25 protein-coding genes are annotated in these 26969 nt (G+C 38.0%); 15 read left to right on the plus strand and 10 right to left on the minus strand.

Annotation, left to right across the window (positions count from 1 at the left end):
- The first annotated feature begins 14 nt into the window (after window positions 1–14).
- The 6 genes from lptF (at window position 15) to rsmA (ending at window position 7554) form a co-directional block, all read left to right on the plus strand.
- Complete coding sequence (gene lptF / locus ACFINO_RS01525) at window positions 15–1205, plus strand: LPS export ABC transporter permease LptF (protein WP_375654925.1); 1191 nt, start codon at window positions 15–17, stop codon at window positions 1203–1205.
- Window positions 1202–2293 (plus strand): LPS export ABC transporter permease LptG, encoded by a 1092-nt coding sequence (gene lptG / locus ACFINO_RS01530; RefSeq protein ID WP_375654927.1) that lies wholly within the window; start codon window positions 1202–1204, stop codon window positions 2291–2293. Before lptF ends, lptG begins: the two co-directional genes overlap by 4 nt.
- Window positions 2294–4654 (plus strand): LPS-assembly protein LptD, encoded by a 2361-nt coding sequence (locus ACFINO_RS01535; protein WP_375654929.1) that lies wholly within the window; start codon window positions 2294–2296, stop codon window positions 4652–4654. It abuts the gene before it with no gap.
- 109 nt (window positions 4655–4763) lie between these two features.
- Window positions 4764–5720, plus strand: a complete 957-nt coding sequence (locus tag ACFINO_RS01540; protein WP_375654931.1) for a SurA N-terminal domain-containing protein — start codon at window positions 4764–4766, stop codon at window positions 5718–5720.
- Window positions 5720–6733 carry a 4-hydroxythreonine-4-phosphate dehydrogenase PdxA gene (pdxA, locus tag ACFINO_RS01545; RefSeq protein ID WP_375654934.1) on the plus strand — a complete coding sequence of 338 codons (1014 nt, stop codon included), beginning with the start codon at window positions 5720–5722 and terminating at the stop codon, window positions 6731–6733. Before ACFINO_RS01540 ends, pdxA begins: the two co-directional genes overlap by 1 nt.
- On the plus strand, window positions 6724–7554 hold the full coding sequence (gene rsmA / locus ACFINO_RS01550; protein ID WP_375634121.1) for a 16S rRNA (adenine(1518)-N(6)/adenine(1519)-N(6))-dimethyltransferase RsmA: 831 nt from the start codon (window positions 6724–6726) through the stop codon (window positions 7552–7554). Before pdxA ends, rsmA begins: the two co-directional genes overlap by 10 nt.
- Before the next feature lie 29 nt (window positions 7555–7583).
- Here the strand turns inward: rsmA and gmk are convergent, their stop codons facing one another.
- The 7 genes from gmk to ACFINO_RS01585 all read right to left on the minus strand — a co-directional run bounded on the left by gmk (window position 7584) and on the right by ACFINO_RS01585 (window position 14000).
- Complete coding sequence (gene gmk, locus ACFINO_RS01555) at window positions 7584–8261, minus strand: guanylate kinase (protein ID WP_375634333.1); 678 nt, start codon at window positions 8259–8261, stop codon at window positions 7584–7586.
- A gap of 306 nt (window positions 8262–8567) precedes the next feature.
- Complete coding sequence (mltG, locus tag ACFINO_RS01560) at window positions 8568–9677, minus strand: endolytic transglycosylase MltG (RefSeq protein WP_375654936.1); 1110 nt, start codon at window positions 9675–9677, stop codon at window positions 8568–8570.
- A gap of 96 nt (window positions 9678–9773) precedes the next feature.
- Window positions 9774–11036: a beta-ketoacyl-ACP synthase II gene (gene fabF, locus ACFINO_RS01565; RefSeq protein ID WP_375654938.1), complete on the minus strand. Its 1263-nt coding sequence runs from the start codon at window positions 11034–11036 to the stop codon at window positions 9774–9776.
- Between the two features lie 101 nt (window positions 11037–11137).
- Entirely contained in the window at window positions 11138–11374 is a 237-nt protein-coding gene (locus tag ACFINO_RS01570) for an acyl carrier protein (protein ID WP_004860281.1), read from the minus strand.
- 260 nt (window positions 11375–11634) lie between these two features.
- Complete coding sequence (fabG, locus tag ACFINO_RS01575; RefSeq protein WP_375617657.1) at window positions 11635–12372, minus strand: 3-oxoacyl-[acyl-carrier-protein] reductase; 738 nt, start codon at window positions 12370–12372, stop codon at window positions 11635–11637.
- An 18-nt stretch (window positions 12373–12390) separates the two neighbouring features.
- A complete protein-coding gene (fabD, locus tag ACFINO_RS01580; RefSeq protein ID WP_375612933.1) occupies window positions 12391–13335 on the minus strand; it encodes an ACP S-malonyltransferase in 945 nt (314 codons plus the stop codon).
- A 77-nt stretch (window positions 13336–13412) separates the two neighbouring features.
- Window positions 13413–14000 carry an undecaprenyl-diphosphatase gene (locus ACFINO_RS01585; protein WP_375634327.1) on the minus strand — a complete coding sequence of 196 codons (588 nt, stop codon included), beginning with the start codon at window positions 13998–14000 and terminating at the stop codon, window positions 13413–13415.
- Between the two features lie 334 nt (window positions 14001–14334).
- On the opposite strand from ACFINO_RS01585, the gene rpsF reads away from it, so the two are divergent.
- The 9 genes from rpsF to ACFINO_RS01630 all read left to right on the plus strand — a co-directional run bounded on the left by rpsF (window position 14335) and on the right by ACFINO_RS01630 (window position 23256).
- Window positions 14335–14742 carry a 30S ribosomal protein S6 gene (gene rpsF / locus ACFINO_RS01590; RefSeq protein ID WP_375612935.1) on the plus strand — a complete coding sequence of 136 codons (408 nt, stop codon included), beginning with the start codon at window positions 14335–14337 and terminating at the stop codon, window positions 14740–14742.
- Window positions 14742–14990, plus strand: a complete 249-nt coding sequence (gene rpsR, locus ACFINO_RS01595) for a 30S ribosomal protein S18 (RefSeq protein WP_012754957.1) — start codon at window positions 14742–14744, stop codon at window positions 14988–14990. Before rpsF ends, rpsR begins: the two co-directional genes overlap by 1 nt.
- 149 nt (window positions 14991–15139) lie before the next feature.
- Entirely contained in the window at window positions 15140–16120 is a 981-nt protein-coding gene (locus tag ACFINO_RS01600) for a hypothetical protein (protein ID WP_375636275.1), read from the plus strand.
- Between the two features lie 25 nt (window positions 16121–16145).
- Window positions 16146–16742 (plus strand): 50S ribosomal protein L9, encoded by a 597-nt coding sequence (rplI, locus tag ACFINO_RS01605; protein ID WP_375636273.1) that lies wholly within the window; start codon window positions 16146–16148, stop codon window positions 16740–16742.
- Between the two features lie 594 nt (window positions 16743–17336).
- Window positions 17337–18827 carry a replicative DNA helicase gene (locus tag ACFINO_RS01610; protein WP_375617652.1) on the plus strand — a complete coding sequence of 497 codons (1491 nt, stop codon included), beginning with the start codon at window positions 17337–17339 and terminating at the stop codon, window positions 18825–18827.
- 6 nt (window positions 18828–18833) lie between these two features.
- Entirely contained in the window at window positions 18834–20210 is a 1377-nt protein-coding gene (gene radA, locus ACFINO_RS01615; RefSeq protein ID WP_375654940.1) for a DNA repair protein RadA, read from the plus strand.
- Window positions 20211–20352: 142 nt separating this feature from the next.
- Entirely contained in the window at window positions 20353–20928 is a 576-nt protein-coding gene (locus ACFINO_RS01620) for a CvpA family protein (protein ID WP_375634135.1), read from the plus strand.
- 82 nt (window positions 20929–21010) lie between these two features.
- On the plus strand, window positions 21011–22504 hold the full coding sequence (gene purF, locus ACFINO_RS01625; protein WP_375654941.1) for an amidophosphoribosyltransferase: 1494 nt from the start codon (window positions 21011–21013) through the stop codon (window positions 22502–22504).
- 2 nt (window positions 22505–22506) lie between these two features.
- Window positions 22507–23256 carry an SDR family NAD(P)-dependent oxidoreductase gene (locus ACFINO_RS01630; RefSeq protein WP_375620812.1) on the plus strand — a complete coding sequence of 250 codons (750 nt, stop codon included), beginning with the start codon at window positions 22507–22509 and terminating at the stop codon, window positions 23254–23256.
- Window positions 23257–23326: 70 nt separating this feature from the next.
- Here the strand turns inward: ACFINO_RS01630 and pssA are convergent, their stop codons facing one another.
- The 3 genes from pssA to ACFINO_RS01645 form a co-directional block, all read right to left on the minus strand.
- A complete protein-coding gene (pssA, locus tag ACFINO_RS01635; protein WP_375634140.1) occupies window positions 23327–24166 on the minus strand; it encodes a CDP-diacylglycerol--serine O-phosphatidyltransferase in 840 nt (279 codons plus the stop codon).
- Window positions 24167–24174: 8 nt separating this feature from the next.
- Window positions 24175–24873, minus strand: a complete 699-nt coding sequence (locus tag ACFINO_RS01640; RefSeq protein ID WP_375634142.1) for a phosphatidylserine decarboxylase — start codon at window positions 24871–24873, stop codon at window positions 24175–24177.
- 117 nt (window positions 24874–24990) lie between these two features.
- The gene (locus ACFINO_RS01645; RefSeq protein ID WP_375634144.1) at window positions 24991–26874 is read right to left on the minus strand and encodes an ABCB family ABC transporter ATP-binding protein/permease; all 1884 of its coding nucleotides are present in this window, start codon (window positions 26872–26874) and stop codon (window positions 24991–24993) included.
- Window positions 26875–26969: the final 95 nt, after the last annotated feature.

The following is a 26969-nucleotide window of genomic DNA, read 5'->3' on the forward strand; positions in this document are numbered from 1 at the left end:
ATTTTCCCCAATTTATGCGTATTATTGAGTTCTACATTCTGAAACGTGTCCTTGTTTTGTTTAGTTTTGTCATGATTGCAGCAGTGGGCGTTAGTTGGACTGTACAAATTCTTGCACGGATAAACTTTCTCACAACAAGTAAACAAACACTCCTCACAGTCTTACAATTTTCACTCTCATTGGTTCCTTCTGTTATTTTTCTTGTCATTCCATTTGCATTAGTGATCGCAGTTACAACCATCCTCTCAGCAATGCATCAAGACTCAGAATTTGCTGTCATCAATGCCTCTGGTTTTCCTAAAAGTACTGTTTGGAAACCTATCCTTCTTCTTGCTATTGTTACATCCTGTATCTCCTTTTCTATAGCTAATTTTGTTGTTCCTCAAGCGCGTCTTCATATGCGACAAATGCTAGCAAGCGCTCATTTTGATCTTATTAATCTATTCATTAGTGAAGGGAGCTTTCAAAAACTCGCCAATAACCTTTACATAGAAATTGGCGAACGAAATCCAAATGGAACACTTGAACGCCTTTTCATTGCCGACCAGCGTGATCCTAAAACTGATCTTTTTTATTATGCAACAGACGCATCCATTGTGAATAATAAAAACGGCAGTTTTCTGGTTCTCAATAACGGTGAAATAGAAAGAGTCAATCATCAAAATAACAGTGTTTCAATCGTGCAATTTAGCTCATATACTTTTAGCCTAGGAGAGTTTATCCCCAGTGATAAAACACCTACTCTTTATCCAAAAGATCGGTCTCTTTCTTATTTACAAAACCCTGACCCAAAAGATCCCTACTATCAACGAAAACCACTCCAATATAAAGCTGAATTTCACCGCAGATTAACACAATGGCTCTACCCTATTGTTTTTTCACTTATTGCATTAGCAGCGGCAGGGGATGTACGCTCCCATCGACAAGCTCGTCATTCCGCAAACCTCTGGGCAATTGCCCTTTCTTTTCTGGTATATTGGATAGGATATTTTTTCGCAGAAAAAGCAAAAAGCGATCTTGCATACGTTCCTCTCCTTTATATTATACCTATAGGAACAAGTGCATTTGTCTTTTTTATGCTTTTAACGAATCATAAAATTGGGCTTCCCACAAAAGTTAATGAGATACTTCAAATCGCTTTTCAAAAAATAATGAACAAATTTGAACATCGAAAATCTCAAGATTCCTCGGATAAAATATCATGATTGGGTGGACACTTGGACGATATTTTTTTATACGTTATCTTAAAATAACTTGTTATTTCTTGGGAAGCATTTTTGTTCTTGCTCTTTTAATCGATTTCACAGAGAATTCCGGTAGGCTATCTTCCCTTCCGCATTATACAGCAAAAGATGCATTTTTCCTCTCTGTTTTACGCATCCCTTTTATCATGCAACAACTTATCCCTTTCATTGCACTCTTTTCTGCAATAGCAACGCTTATCTCGCTCAACAAAAAACTTGAACTTGTGGTGACTCGTTCAATCGGTGTTTCTGCATGGCAATTTCTTATGCCAGCTTGTTTTGGAGCTTTTCTTTTAGGATTATTTTCAATTCTTCTCATTAATCCACTTGCTGCATGGGGATTTTCTCAAGCAGAAAAAAAGATGACTGAATGGCGCAATCACAATGTACTAACACCTCTTCACAATACAAGTATCCACTGGTTAACACAACGTACAAATTTAGGCAGAACAACCATTGGTGCTAAATCTATCACCGATCAAGGACTTTCTCTTCTCGATGCAACCTTTGTACAATACAATGACAATGCAACCGTTAAAAATTGGATTAACGTCCCAAAAGCAACCTTGACTAATGGATTTTGGCTATTAACAAATGGAACAATCTATAAAATAGGGCATCCTCCTGAAAAATTTACCGTGTTGCAAATAAAAACCAATCTAAAACCTGAATTTTTAACGGAACGTTTAGTGAATCCCGCAACTATTCCATTTTACCAATTGCCAAAAAAAATTATGATTGCACGTTCATTTGGCTATTCTGCTAATAATTTTGATATGTATTTCCAATCTCTGATTGCATTACCGGCATTGCTTGTGGCAATGACCCTCATTGCAGCAACTGTATCTTTAAATTTTACACGTTTTGGGCAATCTAGAATGTTGATTCTTGGTGGCGTAATAGCTGGGTTTATACTTTATGTTATTTCCGTACTTGTTCAAGCTTTTGGTAATGCTGGATATATTCCACCAATTATTGCAGCTTGGACACCCGTTGTTATTGCGTTATTCTTAGGAATCTCTTTTTTACTTCATAAAGAGGATGGCTAAGTGAAAGCATTAACACTTAAAAAAACTATTTTAACAAAATTAAGTGCTCTCGCTTTTAAAAGTATTGTGGGGGTTATTTTAGGAGGTGCTTTATCTTATTGTGCGCACGCTCAAAGCCTTCAATCTCCTTCTCAAAGTCGCATTCAAAATCCGGAACCTCCTCTTTTGCTCTCTGCGAATGAACTCATCTACAATCGTGATGAAAACACTGTTTCTGCACACGGTAATGTCCAAATCGAATATGATGGCAATAAAGTTGTCGCTCAAAAAATTATTTACAATCAAAAAACAGGACGGCTTATAGCACAAGGGAACGTTGAAATTACTCAAAAGGATGGTAATAAAATTTATTCCAACCAAATTGATATGACCCAAGATCTTGGCGAGGGTTTTGTAAACGCCTTACGTATTGATACAGCCAACAATGTTCACTTTTCAGCCCAAAATGCTACACGCAAACACAATCACATAACAGTCTTTGAAAATGCAACCTATACAGCCTGTGAACCTTGCTCTTATAAACCAGATCGAGACGTCCTATGGAAAATTAAAGCAAGAAAGATCATATGGAATAATAGCGTCAAAAAAATTCGGTTTGAAAATAGCAGTTTTGAAGTTTTTGGTGTACCGATTATAAAATTTCCAAATTTTGAGATCTATGATCCAACTGTCAGGCGTGCTAGCGGTCTGCTTACTCCTCATTTTTTTTATACTGATTATCTCGGTATGGGGATAAAGAATTCTTATTTCTGGAATCTCGCCCCCCATTATGATTTTACCCTTTATTCTACGGTTTATACCCAACAAGGGCTTTTAACCGAAGGGGAATGGCGTCAGCGTTTAAAAACGGGCCGTTATAACATTCGCTTTGCTCATATATATCAAATGAAACCGCATAGATTTGATAATGATACGATTGATGCCCAACATAAAAACCGTTATATGCTGGCGACAAAGGGGGATTTTCGTATTAACTCACACTGGACTTATGGATGGGATATTCTTGCACAATCGGATCGGCATTTTAGTCGTGCCTATAAACTTGAAAACTATAACAATCCTACACAACTTTCTCAGATCTATTTGAATGGTCTTGCAGGAAAAAATTATTTTGATATGCGTTTTTATCATTTTAAAGTTCAAGATTCAATACTGAATGATCCTCATTATGAACGTCACTCTCGACAAGCGTGGGTCTTACCACGCATCGATTATTTTTTCACACCAGATGAACCCATTTATAATGGAGAGCTTACCTTCCATAGTAATATACAATCAGTTTATCGTCGCCATGCTGACTTCAATTCACCCGACCAGAACGGAAACCCTCTCAATACAGTAAGACTTTCTGGTATGGCTGGAAATAGTTTGCGTTTAACAAACGAGCTTCAGTGGAAAAAGCGCTTCAACACGCACAATGGACTCATCTTAACCCCTCTTCTCTCTCTACGAGCTGATATCATTACAACCAATGCAAGCAAAAATCATACAGATTCTATAGAAAACAATGCCTTATCCGCAACTCATGGTTCAGCAATTCGTGGCATGGCAACAGCAGGGTTGGAACTACGCTATCCCTTCCTCATTACCGCTGATCATTCTACACATATTATAGAACCAACTGCACAAATTTTTATACGCAATAATGAACAATATATTGGACAAATTCCTAATGAAGATGCTCAAAGCTTTGTCTTTGATGCAACCACTCTCTTTCAACGAGACAAATTTTCTGGTTATGATCGTGTAGAAGGTGGTACAAGAGCCAATATAGGTATAAGATATTCTGGAAGCCTTAATGATAATTGGTCTCTTTATGGTCTCATTGGACAATCCTTTCATCTAGCAGGAAAGAATTCTTTTGCAGAAAAGGACTTTATCAATGTCGGTACTCATTCTAGCTTAGAGGCAAAACGTTCAGACTATGTTGCAATGTTTGGTACAACCCATAAAAGTGGTTTTTCCTTAGAAACGCGTGGACGCTTTGACAAAAAAACAGGAAAAATGCGCCGTAGTGAAATCGAAGCATCACAAAAATGGCAAAATTTTTGGGCGGCTCTACAATATGCCTATATCGCAAAGCAACCAGATTATGAATATTCTCAAGAGCGCCAAGAAATTTCTTTTCAAACAGGACTTAAATTGGCAGATTATTGGTCCATTAATAGCAACGCCGGTTATGATTTAGTATCTGGTACATTTATAAAGCGAGGAATTAGCTTGAGTTATATGGATGAATGTTTCGGGTTAACATTCGGTTATCAACAGGTAACGAATCCAGGCAGGAAAGCACCCTTGCAAAACTTTAATTTCTCTCTTTCATTGCGTACGATTGCAGATATCGGAAAAAAGATAGATTAATTTATAAAGGGAATGTATCAGTCATTTAACTTATCATTGTTTTTATGAAAGAAAGCGTGTATTTTAAGTTGTTGATGAGAATTAATAAACAATGCGAAAGCCTATTTACATGAATAAATTGAAAAAGCGTTTTCTTGCTTTATTTTATATTGCATCTTTGAGCGTAAGTAGCCTGCTAATAAATGGATTTTTGATTCCGACAGTCTTTGCGCAGACTTCTATTGTTGTTACAGTTAATGGCAACCCCATCACAAATTATGATATACAAAGACGCCTTGCTTTTCTCAGGTTACAACAAAAGCAAAGCAATTTGGTGGCACAGGCTAAAAAAGAGCTTATTGACGAAAAGCTAAAAAATATTGAAATAAAACGTCGTAATATTGAAGTAAGCAATGATGAAGTTGATAGAGCTTTTGAGAATTTTGCGACACAAAATAATATGACGATTGATCAGCTCAACCAGATTCTGATCCAAACTGAGATCACTGTGCAACACTTTAAAGATTACATCCGTGGACAAATAGGATGGGGGCGTCTTGTTAGTGCACGCTATCAAGCTGAAACTGGCATGATTAGCGAACAAGAAGCTGTACGCAGAATATTAAAAAATGGTGGTGTAAAACCTTCAACCAACGAATATACATTACAGCGAATTGTTTTTGTCATTCCTGCACATCGTCGTTCAGAAATCTTTGAAAGACGTCAAAGAGAAGCAAGTAATTTTCGCGCACATTTCCGTGGATGTGCCAATGCTCACAATCAAGCAAGAAGTATTTTAGACGTTACTATCCGCCACTTAGGAAAGTTTCTGGAGCCACAACTTCCTAATGCATGGGAACAAGCTATTCTTGAAACGCCTGCTGGAAAAATGACAAAATTACAAGAAACATCTGATGGAATCGAAGCAATTGCTGTCTGCAAAATAAAAAGAGTTTCTGATGATTATGTCGCTCGACTGATATTTTCTCTTCAAGATAGTAAAAAAAGAAGCCCGCAAAAACTTGAAGAATTAAGCGAAAAATATTTAGGAGAACTGCGGCGAGTGGCACGCATTCAAAATTCATAATGGCTGCTCTTATTGTTAGCGGTGGTGATCCTGCCGGAATTGGTCCTGAAATAGTACTAAAAGCGTGGAATTTGCGTGTTACGCGCCAAATTCCACGTTTTGTACTTCTTGCTGATCCAGATGTTATTCGTTCGCGCGCTCGTTTTTTACAGATTGATGTTGAGGTGCAATCTGTTTTAATCAATAATCCTGCAAAAAATTTTCAAAACGCTCTTCCTATCATACCGTTAAAAAACAAACAAAGTGATCAATTAGGTATACCTTCATCGAATAATGCCGCTGGAATTATTGAAGCAATTAAACGCTGTGTTCAATTGATTCAAAATGGCCATGCATGTGCACTTATCACTTGTCCTATTGCAAAAAAGAGTCTTTATGATGCCGGTTTTCAATTTCCAGGTCATACAGAATTTTTAGCCGATTTAGCCCATAAAGCTTTTCATAAATGTTATCATCCAGTTATGATGTTAGCAGGACCCCGATTAAAAACAGTACCAATAACTGTTCATATTCCATTTAAAAATGTTCCTTCACAGCTTACCCGTGATTTAATTATTCAAACGGTACTTATTACTGAATATGACTTAAAAACAAGGTTTAAAATAACGTCACCCCGACTAGCTGTTGCTGGTCTTAATCCTCATGCTGGAGAAGGAGGTGCAATGGGAAAAGAAGATATTGAAGTTATCACTCCTGCTATTGAATATCTTAAAAAGAAAGGACTCAATATTGCAGGCCCACTGCCTGCCGACACAATGTTCCATGAATGCGCAAGAAAAGCATATGACGTTGCCATTTGTATGTATCATGATCAAGCCCTTATCCCTGTTAAGACATTAGACTTTGATAGCACTGTTAATGTCACGTTAGGTCTACCTTTTATTCGCACGTCTCCAGATCACGGAACTGCTTTTGACATTGCTGATAAAGGGATAGCCTCTCCCGAAAGCTTTATTGCTGCTCTTAAACTTGCAAATCAACTTGCAAAAAATAGTTTAAACCCATGCCAATAGATAATCTCCCTCCTCTGCGTGAGGTCATTGATATATACGGATTACAAGCGCATAAATCTTTGGGGCAGAATTTTCTTTTTGATCTTAATTTAACATCTAAAATTGCTCATCAAGCAGGCAATATAGAAGGAAAACCTGTTCTTGAAATTGGTCCAGGTCCTGGAGGTCTCACACGTGCCTTGCTAGCAAAGGGTGCCATTGTAACAGCAATAGAACGCGATGAGCGCTGCATACCGGCTCTCTTAGAAATAGAAAAACACTATCCTAAAAAATTAAAAGTTATTTGTAATGATGCACTGAAGCAAGACTTCTCAAAACTCTTTGAAACAAGCCCAGTAAAACCTCGCATTATTGCAAATCTTCCCTATAATATTGGGACACAACTCTTATTAAATTGGCTTTTAACTGAACCATGGCCTCCTTTTTATGAATCAATGACATTGATGTTTCAACGTGAAGTTGCCAAACGGATTACAGCTAAACCTCAATCTACTCATTATGGACGTCTTAGTGTCTTAACTGGCTGGCGTACCATTGCTAAAATTGCTTTTGATGTCCCCCCTCAAGCCTTCATACCAATACCTAAAGTAACGTCTTCCGTTGTTCATATTATTCCGCGAACACAACCTCTTTCCTGCTCTGCACAAAAACTAAGCCTCGTCACAAAAACCGCCTTTGGGCAAAGACGAAAAATGCTTCGTCAAAATCTCAAAACACTTGGAGGTGAAGTGCTCTTAGAAAAAGCTGGAATTGATGGAACGCGCCGTGCTGAAACGCTCTCGGTTTCTGAATTTGTAATTTTAGCGCATCTAGTGCTCTAAAAAATGCACTTTGTGTTATAAAACCTTTTTTAATCACAACATTTATCGATTTTTTCAGCAATAAGCCCATCAACAAAAGAGCCAAGATAAGAACAACGCTCACGTTTTACGGTTTCAGCTAAATAAATTGATTTAATAAAAGATAAAGACTGATCTAAATCTTCGTTAATCACAACATAATCATAAGAACGCCAATGCTTTAACTCCGTTCGTGCATTTTCTAATCGCAAATTGATGATATCTTGACTATCTTCTGCTCGACGATGTAAACGCGAAACAAGCTCTTTCATTGATGGTGGAAGGATAAAAACAGATACAGTGTCTCCTAGCATCTTTTTTTGTAGCTGCTCGGTACCTTGATAATCAATATCAAATAACATATCATGGCCAGCATTCAATGCGTTTTCAACAGTTTCACGTAAAGTGCCGTAATAATTTCCGTGAACTTCTGCCCATTCAATAAATTCATTTCTATCACGCTTATATTCAAACTCTTCCTTTGAAATAAAGTTATAATGCAGCCCATCTACTTCACTAGGACGCCTTTTCCTTGTGGTCATACTTACGGAAAGCTCTAATTGTCCCTCTTTTAGAAGTAATCGAGAAATTGTTGATTTTCCAGCACCTGAAGGCGAAGAGAGAATAAATAAAAAACCGCGGCGTTTATTCATTTTTATAGTACTCAATTTACTTTCAAAGACTGTCATTACATCACTCTACTTTGTTCATAAATGTTTCTCCAAAATTTGAATTATACATTATCTCAACCTATCCCCTAATCAATGTGTTTTCTTAGAAATTCTCAATGTTATTCTGCTCTTTTTTGAGATAAGGTATTAGCAGTATATTCACTTCTTTCTTAAATATTTTTATCCATACGCTAATCCCACTTCCCACTTGTGACAGACAAGAAAATAATTTTTTATCATTCTCATAAAAAGTTTAAATAGAAAAATTTTACTATATTTGAGATTTTCATTTACGATGCAAAAAGATGTGTTATCACTATAAATTCAATGTCTTGCCTTTAATTCTCGCCACTTGCGAACATTCATATTATGTTCTTCTAAAGTTCGAGAAAAAACATGCCCTCCTGAACCATCAGCAACAAAATAAAGTGCATCACTGCTTGGTGGATGTGCCACCGCTTTCAAAGAATCTCGACCTGGATTTGCAATAGCCGTTGGGGGCAAACCATTAATTTTATAAGTATTATATGGTGTTTCCTTCTCAAGATCTGAACGATAAATCGCACGACCGGATGGTTTTCCTTTTCCTCCGAAGAGACCATAAATCACTGTTGGATCCGATTGAAGACGCATATGCTTTGTAAGGCGGTTATAAAATACCGCAGCAACCATTGGTCTTTCTGCTGCAATTCCCGTTTCTTTCTCAACAATTGAGGCTAATATAACAAATTCATCAATTGATTTAATAGGTAAATCAGGTGAACGCGTAGCCCATATATCATGAATTAATTTTGTCTGTCCTTCACGCAATCTATTTACAATCTCTTTACGCGTTGTCCCCCGAATAAAATGAACTGTATCCGTCATTAAACAGCCTTCTGGAGGCAAAATTTTTGGAAGGTCTCCAATCAAAATTTCATTCGCAGCTAATCGATCGAAAACTTGCTGAACCGTTAAACCTTCAGGTACTGTAAATGTATATTCTATAGATTTTCCTTTCACAAGAATATCCATAATATCCTGCATCGAAGCATGAGCTGGAATTAAATATTCACCAGCCTTCAGATGCGTTGTTTTTTGGTGATAACCAACCCCATAAACAAAAATATCTGATGATCGAATGAAACCACGTTTTTCTAGCAATGAAGCAATTTCACGAATTCCGGTACCAGGATGGATAAGAACAATTTGTTCTTCCTCAATTTTTCCCTTTTCTTCAAAAATACTTTTTCCAATATAAAGAGGAATACTTATGGCAAAAAGAATAATCACAATCAGCATAAGAAAAAAATGACCGAGAATGACCAACGGATTACGGACGATAGATGATTTCTTTCGTTTTTTATGTATTAACATGTCATAACTATCTGCTAAATGATTCGAAGAGGAATCACTTACGTCCTTTAATGATTTTCCATTTTTCACATCGGACATAACCCCTCAATAGCGATTAAGGATAATATTATAATTTCTCATTCACCTTATAATAAAGTAGAAAACTCAAAAGCAGAAATTAAATAAAAATACTTATTATCCCCTAAAACGTCGCATCACCAACGATGCATTTGTCCCACCAAATCCAAAAGAATTAGAAAGAATTGTATCAATCTTTCGTTCACGCGGTTTGTGTGGTACAAGATCGATTTTTGTTTCAATCGATGGATTGTCAAGATTAAGTGTCGCTGGGGCTATATTATCCCGTATAGCTAAAATAGAAAAAATAGCCTCAGCAGCACCGGCTGCACCAAGTAAATGCCCGATAGATGATTTCGTTGATGACATAGAAACTTGTGGTGCATAACTCCCTAAAACACGCTCAACAGCCGCTAGCTCTATGGAATCAGCCATCGTAGATGTACCATGAGCATTAATATAATCAAGTTCACTCACATTCACTTGTGCACGCTTAAGAGCAGCTATCATACTACGCTGAGCCCCTTCACCACTTTCTGAAGGTGCTGTAATGTGGTAAGCGTCACCAGATAAACCATAGCCAATAACCTCAGCATAAATACGTGCTCCTCGTTTTTTGGCATGTTCCAGCTCTTCTAAAACAACAACAGCTGCTCCTTCCCCCATCACAAAACCATCACGATCAGTATCATAAGGACGTGACGCCCGTTCAGGATCATCATTGCGACAAGTAGAAAGAGCTCTACAAGCTGCAAAACCTGCAAGAGATATCCGATTTATCGGAGATTCAGTCCCCCCTGCCACCATGACATCTGCATCACCAAACATAATCAAACGTGCCGCATCACCAATCGCATGCGCCCCTGTTGAACAAGCTGTTACAACAGAATGATTAGGCCCCCGTAAACCATATTGAATAGACACATAACCAGAAGCAAGATTAATCAAACGACCTGGAATAAAAAAGGGAGAAACACGACGTGGGCCCTTATCACGAAGCGTATAACCAGCTTCAACAATACCTTCAACTCCCCCAATTCCCGAACCAATTAACACACCTGTACAAATCTGATCTTCATCACTCTTAGGAAACCATTCGGCATCTGCAAGCGCTTGGTTAGCAGCAGCCATTGCATAAACAATAAATGCATCAACTTTACGTTGCTCCTTAGGTTCCATATACAAATCAGCATTATAGGTCCCCTCTGTTCCATCCCCTAAGGGGATACGCGCAGCAATCTGGCATGGCAAATCTGACACATCAAACTCAGTGATACGTCGGACACCACTTCTTCCTTCAAGAAGTCGTTTCCAACTACATTCAATATTACCAGCTAATGGAGATACCAATCCTAAACCAGTAACAACAACACGTCTCATAACTTCTAACCTTGAACTAAACTTCACCTCTCAAAGCTCTCTTTTCAAAAGAGCTCCGAAGAATATAGGCAAAAGCAATTTATGCCTTTGCCCTTTAGTAATCACGCAGAAGCTTTATCAATGAACTTGACTGCATCGCCAACTGTAAAAATCGTTTCAGCAGCTTCATCTGGAATTTCTACCCCAAACTCTTCTTCAAAAGCCATAACGAGTTCAACCGTATCAAGGCTATCAGCCCCTAGATCATCGATAAAGCTTGCATTTTCTACAACTTTATCAGCATTAACCCCAAGATGTTCCACGATAATTTTTTTAACGCGCTCTACTGTATCACTCATGTTGAAATCCTCGAATTTATATTTCCTATAATTTGGTTAACTATATCGGTTCATCTAATCAAGCAATAGATGCATTACTTTAAAAGATTTTAGTAATGATTTAAAACATCCTGTGGATATCCCCTACAAAATGAACCAATCTGACATTCCGACATCAATTGATTAACGACCATATTAAAGAAATAGATGCATCTATCCATTTCAATCGTTACTATCTAAAATAATACAACTCATAAATCAATGTGGAATAAAATAAATACTCATATCATTGCCATTCCACCATTGATATGGAGTGTTTGACCTGTCGTATAGGCTGCTTCATCGCTTGCTAAATAAACAGCAGCAGTAGCTATTTCTTGCCCACTTCCCATACGCTTCATTGGAATTGCAGCCATAATGGCTTCTTTTTGCTTTTCATTAAGCTTGTCTGTCATTGCAGATTTAATAAATCCTGGAGCAATACAATTGACAGTGATATTTCGCGAAGCAATTTCTTGTGCCAATGCTTTAGAAAAACCTATCAAGCCTGCTTTTGCAGCACAATAATTCGTTTGTCCAGGATTTCCCACTACACCAACAACAGATGTAATGTTAATAATTCTTCCATAACGGCGGCGCATCATAGAATGTATTAATTCACGCGTCAAAAGAGAAGCAGCTGTTAGGTTAACTTCTAAAACATCATCCCAGTCTTTATCTTGCATACGCACAAAAAGACCATCCCTAGTGATTCCTGCATTGTTAACCAAAATATCGACGCCATCCATTTTTCTCTCTGCAACTTCAGCCAATTGTTTAATCGATTGGCGTTCAGAAAGATTAGCGGGAAATACAAAAACATTCTGCCCTAATTCTGCCGCCACTTCTCTGAGCTTTTCTTCACGTGTTCCATGAAGTCCAACAATGGCTCCTTGTGCATGAAAGCAGCGTGCAATTGCCTCACCAATTCCTCCCGAAGCCCCCGTTACAAGAGCTTTACGTCCTGTTAATCTAAACATCTTTTAACTCCTTATAGATTAAACGCCAAGCATACCTAGCGCTGATTCTATTTCATCAACTGTTCCAATGGTTACCCCCTTTATATCTTTGTTAATACGACGCGTTAAACCTGTTAAAACTTTTCCAGAACCAACTTCAAAAAGCGTATCAACTCCATTAGCAGCGATCCATTCTATTGTTTCACGCCATCGCACCCTCCCAGTCACTTGTTGGACAAGAAGAGTAGTAATACGCTCTGGATTGCTCTCAGGTGCAACAGAAACATTGGCAATCAAAGGAACAATAGGGGACATTTTGTTAACAGTCAAAAGTGCTTTCTTCATGGCATCAGCAGCAGGTTGCATTAAAGATGAATGAAAAGGTGCAGAAACAGGAAGAAGAAGTGCACGTTTTGCACCTTTTGTTGATGCAATCTCTACCGCTGCCTCAACTGCTTTTGCTTTACCGGAAATAACAATTTGCCCACCACCATTATCATTAGCAATCTGACATAGTCCTTCTCCAGAAACAGTTTCACAAATTTCTTCCACAATGTGCTCTTCTAAACCAATTAATGCAGCCATAGAACCTTCACCAACCGCGACAGCAGCCTGCATAGCATTGCCACGAATACGCAAAAGTCTTGCTGTATCTGTGAGAGTAAATGTACCAGCAGCACAAAGAGCCGAATATTCGCCTAAAGAATGACCAGCAACAAACCTTACCTTTTCTTCTATACGAAGCCCTAATTGTTTCATCACACGAATGACAGCCATAGATACAGCCATTAATGCCGGTTGTGCATTTGCTGTTAACGTTAAAACATCTGCTGGTCCTTCAAAAATGATCTTTGATAATTTCTCACCCAAAGCATCATCAACTTCCTCGAAAACCATCCTTGCGACAATAAATTGCTCTGCAAGCGCTTTCCCCATACCAACAAGTTGACTCCCCTGCCCTGGAAAAATAAAAGCTGCACCCATTTATCAACTCCTAAAACTGTACAATTAAATTATTTTCTTTTGACCTTATTCATCCGCACAAATCAATATAAAGCCCTTTATTTAAAACGAATACCACACTTAAAATTATATTTTAAGGGCGGAATTTGATATAAAAACTTAGGAAAATAGGGTGCTATAAACTGAATAACACCCAAACTTATGAGACTTCCTAAAAGTGCACCTGCTAAAATATCAAAGGGATAATGTACACCCACAAAGATGCGCGCCCAACAGATCAAACACAAAAATACGGTGGCAAATTTAAAAGTAACTTTGTATCGGTAAAAATAAAAGTTAGCTGCATAAGATGCAATGGTCAAGGCATGATTACTAGGAAAAGAAGCTGTTGCACGATGTTGAATAAACGGTGTCGTCAGCCCTACCACGAATGGGCGAGGATGAAAATAAAAAAGAGAAATGAGATAACCTATGAAAAGAGATGCACAAATACTCATGCAAATGCTTAGCACAACACACCGTTCCCTCTCCCCACTACAAAACCACAACGCACAAAGATGGAGAGGAATAATATAAATTAAAAACTTTGCACAAAAAATACTAAACAAAACTATAATCGACCAAGCTTGATGATTGCCGACAAACATTTCAAAGAGTGTAACATCAATCTGGTTTAAAAAGTCCATTTTTCCCTCCTTTGCCTTTATATTACAGTATTATCTTTTTGTAGAAGAAGGAAATATATCAAGATTTAACAAATCAATTTTTTATGTGCATAAACTTGCTATTTTAAAAGATAACCTGTAGATATGAAATATTCGTTGCCGGCACTTTAGCTGGAGGTTGAACGGAGGGCTGTAAAATATCAGTAGGAAATACAATGTTTCCGGCCTCCCGTGTCTCCGCTCTGAGATGTCTCGAATTGTAAACGCGTCCTTTCTTCTTTGGATTTCCAAAAAAGACAAGTCGCAGAGGCTTTGCGCTAAAACCGGTGAAATTTAATTGAAGAAAGGCAAAACAATGGCTCTTTATGAACATATGTTCCTTGCCCGACAAGACATTGCTCCGCAGCAAGTTGATGAACTTTTGAGTCTCTACAAAGGTGTCATTGAAGCGCATGGTGGAAAAGTTGGGCGTATAGAAAATTGGGGACTTCGTCCTCTTGCTTACCGTATTCGTAAAAACCGTAAAGCTTATTATGTCTTAGTCAATATTGATGCACCAGCTTCAGCAATTGCTGAAGTGGAGCGTCAGATGCGCATCAATGAAGATATTTTGCGTTATATGACCATTCGCGTAGAAAAACACGAAAAAGAAAAATCTGCTATGCTCTCACACCTTGATCGCAATAGTCACATTGGACATGATGAAGAGCGTCCTCGTTTTCCACGTCGTCAACGTGAAAATACTATAGAAGGGGTAGAATGATGACTGATACTAATCAAAACTCTGCACGTCGCCCCTTTCATCGTCGTCGAAAAACATGTCCTTTTTCAGGGACCAATGCTCCCAAAATTGATTATAAAGACATCAAGTTGTTACAACGTTATATTTCCGAACGTGGGAAAATTGTTCCTTCACGGATTACTGCTGTTAGTCAGAAAAAACAGCGTGAATTAGCTAATGCTATCAAACGTGCTCGCTTTTTAGGCTTACTTCCGTACGTTATAAAGTAAGCGATCAATATGCTATGCAACTGGAGAGTTTCTCCAGTTGCTTTTCTTATATGGTTAAAAAATAGCTTGTTGTATCCTATGTTAAGCTATTAAATGTCAAAGTTGGGGTATTGACACGCCTCTAACTGCAGAAAGCAGGACAGCAATAAATGAAAAAAAATCGTACTTATGAGATATTAACCGGTATTTTAGCAGGATTATTTGCTGTTGTGATAGGACTGGCAATCATCAGTGTTGCAAATATCGTGCCCTTTTTTTCTCTTCTTCTTGGCTGCTTTCTTTCATTACCAATTTTTATTGTTGCGTTCGGTCAAGGAACATTAGCCAGTCTCATCGCCCTCATAAGTGCTACTGTTGTTCTTATCATAACCACTAATACCTATATTGCTCTTGGCTTTATGTTCTTATTTTTCCTTCCTGCTGTCTATGCTTCTTGGCTTCTTGGGCTTGCACGACCAGCGCAAAAAGAAAATGAACTGATATGGTATCCATTATCATCGGTTATTTTTCATTTAACTAATTTTATCGCTCTTATAGCAACTTTCATTGGGCTCTATGTTCAAACACGTCCTTCCACACCCATCGTTGCAAAAAAAATCACCGAAAACATAGCACAAACTCTGCAACAAACACAGTCAATAAAAGAAGCCTATATACGCGCTTTTAGTGAGCTTTTAATGACGCATACAGCAACTTTTACTGCTTTTTCTTTGACTATTTATAGTTTGGTTTTTCTCATTGGTAACCTTTACTTTTCCATTATAGCAGCACAACATATGAAATGGCTGAAAAGACCCCGTGATGATTGGAGCCAAACTCTCCGCCTTCCAATTTCTGGAATTATTATTTTCATTATTGTTTGCATAACATCGATGGTTGAGCTGAGCGCTTCTCTTAACTTGAGTACCCTTGTCTTTAGTACTGCATACATTGTCATCATATTAATTAGCGGTCTAGCATATCTTCACAATATTACAAAAGGGGTAAACGGTCGAATTATTATACTTTCTCTTGTTTATATTGCTATTTTTACAGTCGTTTTTGCTCCACCTATTGTTTTCATGGTACTTTTGATGGGAATTTGGGCTGCTATTCAATACAATTTTCAATCACGCAAAAAACTCCACTAAATTTATTTGTTCGAAAGGAAAAACTATGGATATTATTTTACTTGAGCGCATTCCTCGTCTTGGTCAGATGGGTGATATTGTCTCAGTTAAAGATGGTTATGCGCGTAATTTTCTCTTGCCTCAAGGTAAAGCTTTACGGGCAAATGAAGCTAATAAAAAACATTTTGAGGTACAACGTGCACAACTTGAAGCACGTAATCTTGAACGCAAAAGCGAAGCGCAAAAAATTGCTGAAAAACTTGATGGACAATCATTCATTGTTGTTCGTTCTGCTGGTGAAACGGGACAACTTTATGGTTCTGTGTCAACACGTGATATTGCTGAAATCATAACAGATGAAGGCTTTTCTATTGGAAGAAATCAAATCGAACTTAATCATCCAATAAAAATGATCGGTCTTCACACTATCACTCTTAGTTTACATCCAGAGGTTCAAATTTCTGTGATTATTAACGTTGCGCGTTCTACCAGTGAAGCACAACGCCAAGCAGAAGGTGAAACTCTCACTTCGGCTAAAGAAATATATAATATTCCAGAAGAATTATTAGAAGAAAGTCAGGAAGAATTATTGGCAGAAGAAATTAATGACAACGATATAAACAGTTCTCATCAAGAAGCTTAATTGCTATTTTTTCTTTCTGTTTTATATTTTTTATTCCATTATAAATATCGCTCATAAAATACTCACACTTTAAAAGTGAGTATTTTATGGCTATCGTACATAAAGAACCTAATTTTTATGAAAGAATTAGAAATATACTATTTAAAGGCATTACATGCCGAGAATGATAATATCACTAAGAGGAAATGTCTTTTGTTTTCCAGCATATAAAGCAAAAATAATTTAAAGTTCTACCCTTAAGGCTAAAGTTTGTATGAGCGTTAAGTTGATTATATCCTCACATGATCTGAAATAATTTCAGTTATAAAAAAATAATTCTACTTACACAGATATTGGAATTTTAAGGTTAAGTAACTTAAAAATACTTAAATTTAGAGTAGCAAAACTTCCACTTTAAAATCACATATTATAAAATAAAATAGATAGACGTTATATAAATAATACACAAATGATAAATGAGGAACGAAAAGAGAGTTTCAAAAAATTATATAATTTTAACTTAAAATGAAGATTTGTCGCTCTATTCTTTTAATTATACGATTTTCAATTTATCGCCTAAAGTAGCTAGACTTAGAATTTTAGTGGAAAAATATTATGGAAGAAACTAACGTTGTTAATGTCAGCTCTTCAAAGAAAGAGGATTCTCCTTCTTTTCGGCAACTTCCGCATAATATTGAAGCTGAACAGGCATTGCTTGGTGCCATCTTTATAAACAATGATTCTCTTGACCGCGTTTCAGATTTTCTAAAACCAGAACATTTTTTTGAACCATTGCATCAAAAAATTTATCATGTTTTATCTCATCTTATTAAAACAGGAAAACGTGTAGATCCAGTTACAATCAAGCCCTATATCCAAATGGAAGAAAAAATTGGAGATATTACTGTATACCAATATGTTGTTCGCTTAGCCACAGAGGCAGTCACTATTATTAACGCTGAAGATTATGGACGCGTCATTTACGATCTTTTTATCCGACGATCTTTGATTAACCTTGGAACTCAAGTTGTCAATACAGCCTTTGATGCTCCTGTAGAACTCACGCCTACCCAACAAATTGAAACTGTTGAAAATCAGTTATTTGAGCTAGCAGAAAAAGGGAAATATGGAGGTGGATTTGAAAATTTTAATGAGGCTATTAAAAAAGCTATCGATATGGCAAGTGCTGCGAAAAAGCGCTCTTCACAATTATCAGGGATAGCCACCCATATTAAAACACTTGATGAAAAAATGGGAGGATTACAAGCATCTGACTTAATTATCCTTGCGGGCCGCCCTGGTATGGGTAAAACTTCACTGGCTACCAATATTGCCTTTAATATTGCTAATGCTTATAATCGTAATGCCAATATCCAAGAAAATGAAGGCGGCATTGTAGGATTCTTCTCACTTGAGATGTCATCCGAACAGCTTGCAACCCGTATTATTTCTGAACAAACAGAAGTCTCTTCTTCTGATATTCGGCGTGGTAATATTTCAGATGAACAATTTTCAAAAATTATTCGTGCGGTGAACCAACTACAAAAGGCACCCCTTTATATTGATCAAACTGGTGGAATATCAATTACGCAATTAGCTGCTCGTGCGCGGCGTCTCAAGCGGCAACATGGTTTAGATATCTTGTTTATTGACTATATCCAACTCATGACAAGCAGTTCAAAGCGTTCATCAGAAAATCGTGTTCAAGAGATCACAGAAATTACCACAGGATTAAAAGCATTAGCGAAAGAATTGAATATTCCTATTATCGCTCTCTCTCAACTTTCACGTCAAGTAGAAAATAGAACAGATAAACGTCCACAGCTCTCAGATTTACGTGAATCTGGTTCAATTGAGCAAGATGCCGACATCGTTCTGTTTGTCTATCGCGAAGAATATTATCTCAAAAATGAAGAACCAAAACTAAACACTTTGGAACATCAAAAATGGCTAGAAATAATGGACAAAGCTTTTGGAAAAGCTGATGTTATTATTGCAAAACAGCGCCATGGGCCGACAGGAATCGTTCCCCTTGCCTTTCAATCTGACTTCACACGCTTTAGTGATCTGGCCGATAGTAATTATCTTCCAGAGCAAATTGGTTAAATCAAAATGGCACGCAACCGTATTCAATTTATCTGTCAAAATTGCGGAACCATCCATTCTCGTTGGGCAGGAAAATGTAGCGCTTGTGGGGAATGGAATTCCCTTATCGAAGAAACTATAAATAGCGGCATAGGAAGTGGTCCTAAGCAGAATGCTCGTAAAGGACGCATTGTCACACTCACATCTCTTTCTGGAAATATCGAAGATGCTCCACGTATTCATTCTGGTATTGCTGAACTTGATCGTGTTACCGGTGGGGGCTTTGTCCGTGGATCAGCACTCCTTGTTGGAGGTGATCCGGGTATTGGTAAATCAACATTGCTGACACAAACAGCCGCTGCTTTATCACGTAAAGGATATAATGTCATCTATGTTTCAGGTGAAGAGGCTATTGCGCAAATTTGTCTGCGCGCACAAAGGCTTGAAGTTAACAATACAGAAGTGAAACTTGCTGCTGAAACCAATGTTGAAGATATTCTGGCAACCTTAAGCGAACATAAAAACCTTGATATGGTGATTATCGATTCGATTCAAACCCTATGGTCAGATACAGCAGATTCAGCACCTGGCACTGTCACACAAGTACGTATCGGTGCTCAGGCAATGATCCGCTTTGCCAAGAAAACAGGAGCCGCCGTTGTTCTTGTTGGGCATGTTACAAAAGATGGACAAATTGCTGGTCCTCGAGTCGTTGAACATATGGTTGATGGCGTTCTCTATTTTGAGGGTGAAGGAGGACATCATTATCGCATTCTTAGAACTGTAAAAAATCGCTTCGGACCAACAGATGAAATTGGTGTCTTTGAAATGTCTGATAAAGGATTACGCGAAGTGATAAATCCATCTGAATTATTTTTAGGGGAACGTAATGAAAAAGCACCAGGCGCTGCTGTTTTTGCAGGAATGGAAGGGACTCGCCCGATACTCGTAGAAATTCAAGCGCTTGTTGCTCCTTCTTCCCTTGGGACACCAAGACGTGCGGTTGTCGGATGGGATGGAAATCGCCTTTCTATGATTCTTGCCGTTTTAGAAGCCCATTGTGGCATTCGTTTTGGACAGCATGATGTCTATCTGAACGTAGCAGGTGGATATCGCATATCAGAACCCGCTGCTGATTTAGCTGTAGCCGCTGCTTTGGTATCTTCTCTTGCCAATATCGCATTGCCAACGGATTATGTATATTTTGGTGAAGTTAGTCTTTCAGGAGCTACCCGCGCTGTTGCACATTCAGCACAGCGCATCAATGAAGCAAAAAAACTCGGCTTTCAAGGAGCCTTTCACCCCACAACAACAACCGAAATGATGAAGTCGCTCAACTTTCAACAAAAAACTTTCTCCGACCTTCCCGAACTCGTTGCTACTCTTACCGTAAGTAAAAAATGATCTGCACCACAGATATGATAATATAGAAAAAACTCTATAAAATACAAAAGATCCTTGCTATAAGAACAAAAAATGGCATAACAAAAAATATATTTGTACACAGACTTAAAAGAACACAACTTTATGTATAAGGAACAAACAAATGATCATAACAATCCTTGATGGAATTGTCGTAGTAATCATCCTGTTGTCCGCTTTTCTTGCTATGCTTCGAGGATTTTCACGTGAAGTGTTATCGTTGATTTCTTGGGCAGTTGCAGCTGTTACGACACTGTTTTTATTCAAACCTGTCTTACCTTTCTTTGAACAATATCTCTCTAATAAAATGATTGCATTGATCACAACATTGGTCACAATTTTTATTATTGTTCTCATTATTACTTCAATTATTACAATGAAGATCTCTGATTTTATTATCGATAGTCGAATTGGTATCCTTGACCGTACTATTGGTTTTATTTTTGGAGCACTTCGTGGTTTACTTATCATGGTCATCGGTATGTTACTGCTTAATGCACTGATTAAACCCGAGCTTCAAGCGAATTGGTTAAAAAATGCAAAAACAAGGCCTATTTTAGATTCATTGGGACAAAAAGTTTGGGAAATACTCCCAAAAGATATTGGATCTGTTCTCGAAAAGACGGAAAATTTGTTTAAAGACAGCAATAAACATACGTATGAGCAACACTCTCATGAAAAGATAATTTTCAAAAAATAGAGAATAGTTTTTCATGAGGAAAGAGAACTAAATGATGTAAAATGTGATATTAATGATTCCTCCATATCACAACTGAAAGAATATGATGATAAAAAGCGATGTTTTCTGTCAAGAATTTTCATTAGATGATGATACCCTTCATGAAGAATGTGGAGTTTTTGGTATTCTTGGGCATGAAGATGCCGCAACATTAACAGCTCTTGGACTCCACGCACTTCAGCATCGTGGGCAAGAAGCAGCTGGGATTGTTTCTTACCATAATAAAATATTTCATCAAGAAAAGCATTTAGGTCTTGTTGGAGATCACTATACAAACCCTGCAACACTTGCACGCTTACCAGGAAATCGTGCTATTGGACATACCCGTTATTCAACAACTGGAGAAGTGGCATTACGCAATGTTCAACCCCTTTTTGCTGAATTGAAAGTTGGAGGTATTGCTATTGCGCATAATGGTAATCTTACCAATGGTCTCACATTACGCCGTGAACTCATCGCTTCTGGTGCTATCTGTCAATCAACGTCGGATTCAGAAGTTTTTCTCCATCTTATTGCCCGCTCACGTTATGAATCGTCCTCTGATCGTTTTGTTGATGCGATTCGGCAAGTAGAAGGTGGGTATGCTATGTTAGCGCTCACACGTACAAAACTTATTGCGGCACGCGATCCAACAGGAATTAGACCTCTCGTGATGGGGGAACTTGATGGTAAGCCTATCTTTTGTTCTGAAACTTGTGCTCTTGATATTATTGGAGCAAAATATGTCCGTGATGTTAAAAATGGAGAAATCATCATATGTGAAATACAAAAAAATGGGGAAATTACGAAAAAAATTATAAAACCAGAAAATACAAAACCAGAAAAACTTTGCTTGTTTGAATATGTTTATTTTGCCCGCCCAGACTCAATCGTTGGAGGGCGTAGTGTTTATACAATACGCAAAAATATGGGAAGCCGTTTAGCACAGGAAGCCCCTTGTGAGGGTGATGTTGTGGTTCCTGTTCCTGATGGAGGAACGCCTGCTGCAATTGGCTATGCACAAAAAATTGGAATTCCCTTCGAGCTTGGTATTATTCGTAATCACTATGTTGGCCGCACTTTTATCGAACCAACACAACAAATTCGCGCTTTTGGCGTCAAGTTAAAACATTCGGCAAACCGTCCTGTGATTGAAGGAAAACGTGTTATTCTGGTTGATGACTCTATTGTACGTGGAACAACATCCCTTAAAATTGTACGAATGCTTCGCGATGCAGGAGCAAAAGAAGTTCATATGCGCATTTCTAGCCCTATGATTTTTTATCCTGACTTTTATGGTATTGATACACCTAAAGCTGAAAACCTTTTAGCAAATCAATATCCAGATTTAAAATCTATGTGTGATTTTATTGGAGCGGATTCATTAGAATTTCTTTCAACGGATGGATTATATCTTGCTGTAGCAGGGGAAAAACGGAATAACGCCGACCCACAATTTACTGACCATTATTTTACTGGATATTATCCTACGAATCTGGTTGATCAAGAAAATCTCTCCAAAATTCATCAATCATTTGTTCTTAAAACAAGAGATTAATGATGACAAAACGTGACTTTAGTCTCCATGGGCGTGTTGCACTTGTTACTGGCGCATCAAGAGGGATTGGCTATTATTTAGCACTCGAGCTTGCTGCACGCGGCGCTCATATTATTGCTCTTGCACGAACAGTCAGTGGACTTACTGAATTAGATAATCAAATCCGAGAAAAAGGGGCTCATGCAACCCTTGTTCCCCTTGACTTGCATCATATGGAAAACATCGATACCCTTGCTATCTCAATTGCCAAACGCTGGAAAAAACTTGATATTATCGTTGCAAACGCAGGAATTCTTGGAACACTCTCACCAATAGCGCATATAGAAAACACGGTATTTGAAGATGTTTTTCAAATAAATCTTTTCAGCCAATGGCGCTTAATGAAAGCCGTTGAGCCTTTATTACGTGAATCTGATGCTGGACGAGCCATCCTGTTATCCTCAAGCGTTGCGCATGCTGCGCGCCCTTTCTGGGGAGCTTATGCAGCCTCTAAAGCGGCTTTAGAGGTGATTGCCCGCTGTTGGGCAGAAGAACTCAAACAAACCCCTATTAAGATTAATTGTGTCAACCCTGGTGCCACACGCACTGCCATGCGCGCTGAAGCTATGCCCGGTGAAGATCCACAAACTCTCCCTTCACCACAAGAGGTTGCAAAAAAGATAGTCCATTTGTTATCACCTGATTTAAAGGAAACTGGAAAACTCTTTAATGTCCATAAAAATCGGTTTGTAGATTATCATGTACCTGATTGATCATCATATGAGAAGTAAATCGTTTGACTCTCTCTTTTTCCTGTGCTTTTCGACAGAAGAATGAAGCACTTTATAATTCTTGGATAGCTTTAGCATCAGCCTTTTTCTCTTCTAAAGTAGCACGTTTATTATAAGCGATAAAACTACAAGGGAGAAAAATCATATAGCTAACAGCTGTAATCAATAAAGTTTCCCATGTGTAAGTCGCAAGAAAACCGACATAAATAACAATGACCAACATGCACGGTATAACGATATCGCGCCTTAAATTTTGATCAATTGTTTTTGCATTCCATACCGGTAAACGACTAATCAAAAGAAAAGCAATAATTACAGTATAAAGACTAAAAAATAATGCCCACCCCCAATTGGGGACCAAACCAAGAGTGCCTAAATAGGTAGGCAATAAAAGTAATAATGCTCCTGCTGGTGCTGGAACACCAACAAAATAACTTTTCTGCCACTTAGGTATATTGGGATTATCTAACATCACATTAAAACGTGCTAATCGCAAACAACAAGCAACACAATAAACAAGGGCAGCAACCCAACCAATGTGATTTGCTTGATTCAAGATAAAAGAATAAACAATGAGTGCAGGGGTAACACCAAAATTTATAACATCAGCAAGAGAATCCATCTGTGCCCCAAAAGATGAACTACCATCTATTAAACGGGCAATGCGACCATCAGCACCATCTAAAACTGCGGCCAAAAGCACCATTAAAATAGCAGCTTCATAGCGATGTTCAAAAGCCAAACGAATGCTGCTCATCCCTGCACAAATTGCTAAAATAGTAATGATATTAGGAATGACATACCGCATTGATGTAGGTGAACGCCGCCGATTTGCAACATCATCATGCTGCCCCTCAGGATTGAATGAAGAAAATGGCGAAAAATTTTTCATTGTGAGTCCTAATCGTATCTGAAGTCCGTTGTGGCACTCTTATCATCAAAAGAACCCAAAACTGTTTCTCCAGCAATTGCTGTCTGTCCAACTGCAACACGCAATTTCATTTCAGTTGGTATATAAACATCAAGGCGAGAACCAAAACGAATCAATCCAAATCGCTCACCAGTCATAACGGCATCGTTTTCTTTTGACCAGCAAACAATCCGGCGCGCAACCATTCCCGCTATTTGTACGACACCAATTTTACCATGTTTGCTATCAATTACCACCCCATTACGCTCATTAAACTGACTAGCTTTATCAAAGTCAGCATTAGTAAATCGACCTGGCTGATAAACGATAGACTCTACTGTACCACTGATAGGAATACGATTAATATGGCATGAAAAAACATCCATAAAAATGGAAATACGGATCATTTCATCTTTCCCTAATCCTAATTCTTCAGGTGGAACACATGATTCCACAAATGAAATACGCCCATCTGCAGGCGACATAACCCAATTTGAATTCAAAGGGATCACACGATCTGGATCACGGAAAAAGTATACACACCACACCGTGAGAACGAGACCAAACCAAAACAACGGACTCCATATCCAACCAAGAATGAGCGAAATAACAAAAAACGCTACAATAAAAGGATAACCTTCTTTATGAACCGGTACAAAGCTATTATGGAAAGATTGCAGAATACTCATATAATTTCCTATTCATCGTAAACTTAAACAAGCAACAAAGCTTTTTGTTCCTCTTGTGTCTTTTTATGTATTTAATCAATCACTCCATATAAAGATATAGATTACATTTTGCTCTATTTATTTTTTACGATTAACAACACTCGTCTCATCTTCTTCACGCATTTTACGTAATTTTTCTTCCGCTTGCGATGCTTCAAGCTGCTTATTCCACATTGAAGCATAAAGACCTTTCTTGCGTAAAAGCTCTGTATGCGTCCCATTTTCAATAATACGACCACTTTTAAGAACTAAAATTTCATCCGCATTGATAACAGTAGAAAGACGGTGAGCAATAATCAATGTTGTACGTCCACGGCTTACAATATCCAATGCTTGTTGAATTTCCTGTTCCGTCGCCGTATCAAGAGCCGCCGTTGCTTCATCTAGAATAAGAAGTGGAGGAGCTTTTAAAAGTGTCCGAGCAATAGCCACGCGTTGTTTTTCACCACCTGATAATTTGAGACCTCGCTCTCCTACCATAGACTGAAAACCTTCCGGTAAAATTTCAATAAATTTTGATATTTGTGCCATTTCAGCAGCTTTGCGCATCTCTTCATCTGTAGCACTTGGACGCCCATAGCAAATATTATAGGCAATTGTATCATTAAATAACACCGTATCTTGTGGGACCATGCCAATCGCTTCACGCAAACTCTTTTGTGTTACGTCACGAATATCCTGCCCATCAATTGTGATAGAGCCTGCATCAACATCATAAAACCGAAAAAGCAACCGAGAAATAGTAGATTTACCGGCACCCGATGGACCGACAATAGCGACTGTTTTTCCTCCAGGAACTTCAAAATCAATATCTCTGAGAATCTGACGTCTCGAATCATAGGAAAACTTTACCTGATGAAAACAAATGGTCCCATCGCTTATCTCTAACGGTTTAGCATCCGATTTATCAACGATCTCTTTCTGAACATCTAAAAGATCAAACATTGCTTCAATATCCGTTAAACCTTGTCGAATATCACGATACATTGAACCAATAAAATTTAGTGGAATGGAAAGTTGCATTAAAAGCGCATTAATAAAAACAAAATCTCCTAAAGTTTGTGTCTTATAAAAAACTTCATAAGCTGACATCAGCATCATGATCGTCATTCCAATACCAAAGATAAGAGTCTGACCAAAATTAAGCCAGCTTAACGATGTCCAAATCTTTGTTGCGGCTTTTTCATAACCTACCATAGAAGCATCAAATCGATCGGCTTCTAGAGTTTCATTACCAAAATATTTGACCGTTTCAAAATTCAAAAGAGAATCAACAGCGCGAGTATTCGCCTCAGTATCCGCTGTATTCATTTTTTGCCGAATGCGAATACGCCAATCACTCGCCTTAATGGTAAACACGATATATAATCCAACTGTTGCAACAACGATGAGAAGATAATGCCACCCATAACTTATGTAAAATACCAGTGCCGTTAATATAAATTCTAAAACTGTTGGTACTGTACTAAGAATTGAAAATCTTACGATCGCTTCAATTCCTTTTGTTCCACGCTCAATCACACGAGAAAGCCCACCTGTTCGGCGTTCCAAATGAAATCGCAAAGATAACTCATGCATATGTACAAAGGTTTTATAAGCTAATTGACGAACAGCGTATTGACCAACAGTGGCAAACAGAGAATCGCGTAATTGATTTAATCCAGCCTGCATAATACGCGCGACATTGTATGCCAAAACGAGCATGATGGGAATAATCCAACTGGATGGGAACCATTTAGGTGGCTGAAAGCTTGAATCAAGCACATTCGTAGAATATTTAAAGAAATACGGTACAGATATGAGAACGAGCTTAGCCAAAACAAGATAAAATATTGCCCACAACACACGCATTTTTAGATCACGCCGACCTACTGGCCACATATAGGGCCATAAATTGTAAAGTGTGTGCAGAGTTCTCCCTGTATCTGATGATACAGTTTTTGTCATTTCATTGCGTTTCATAAAGTCCTTACTTCTCTATCATCCGCACAAACAGGCAAAATACCCTCTGTGGTTGTTTATAGATTCATCTCTTCATTACGGAGCTTCCAATAAGC

Source organism: Bartonella sp. AA83SXKL (assembly GCF_042196965.1).
Lineage (GTDB): Bacteria > Pseudomonadota > Alphaproteobacteria > Rhizobiales > Rhizobiaceae > Bartonella.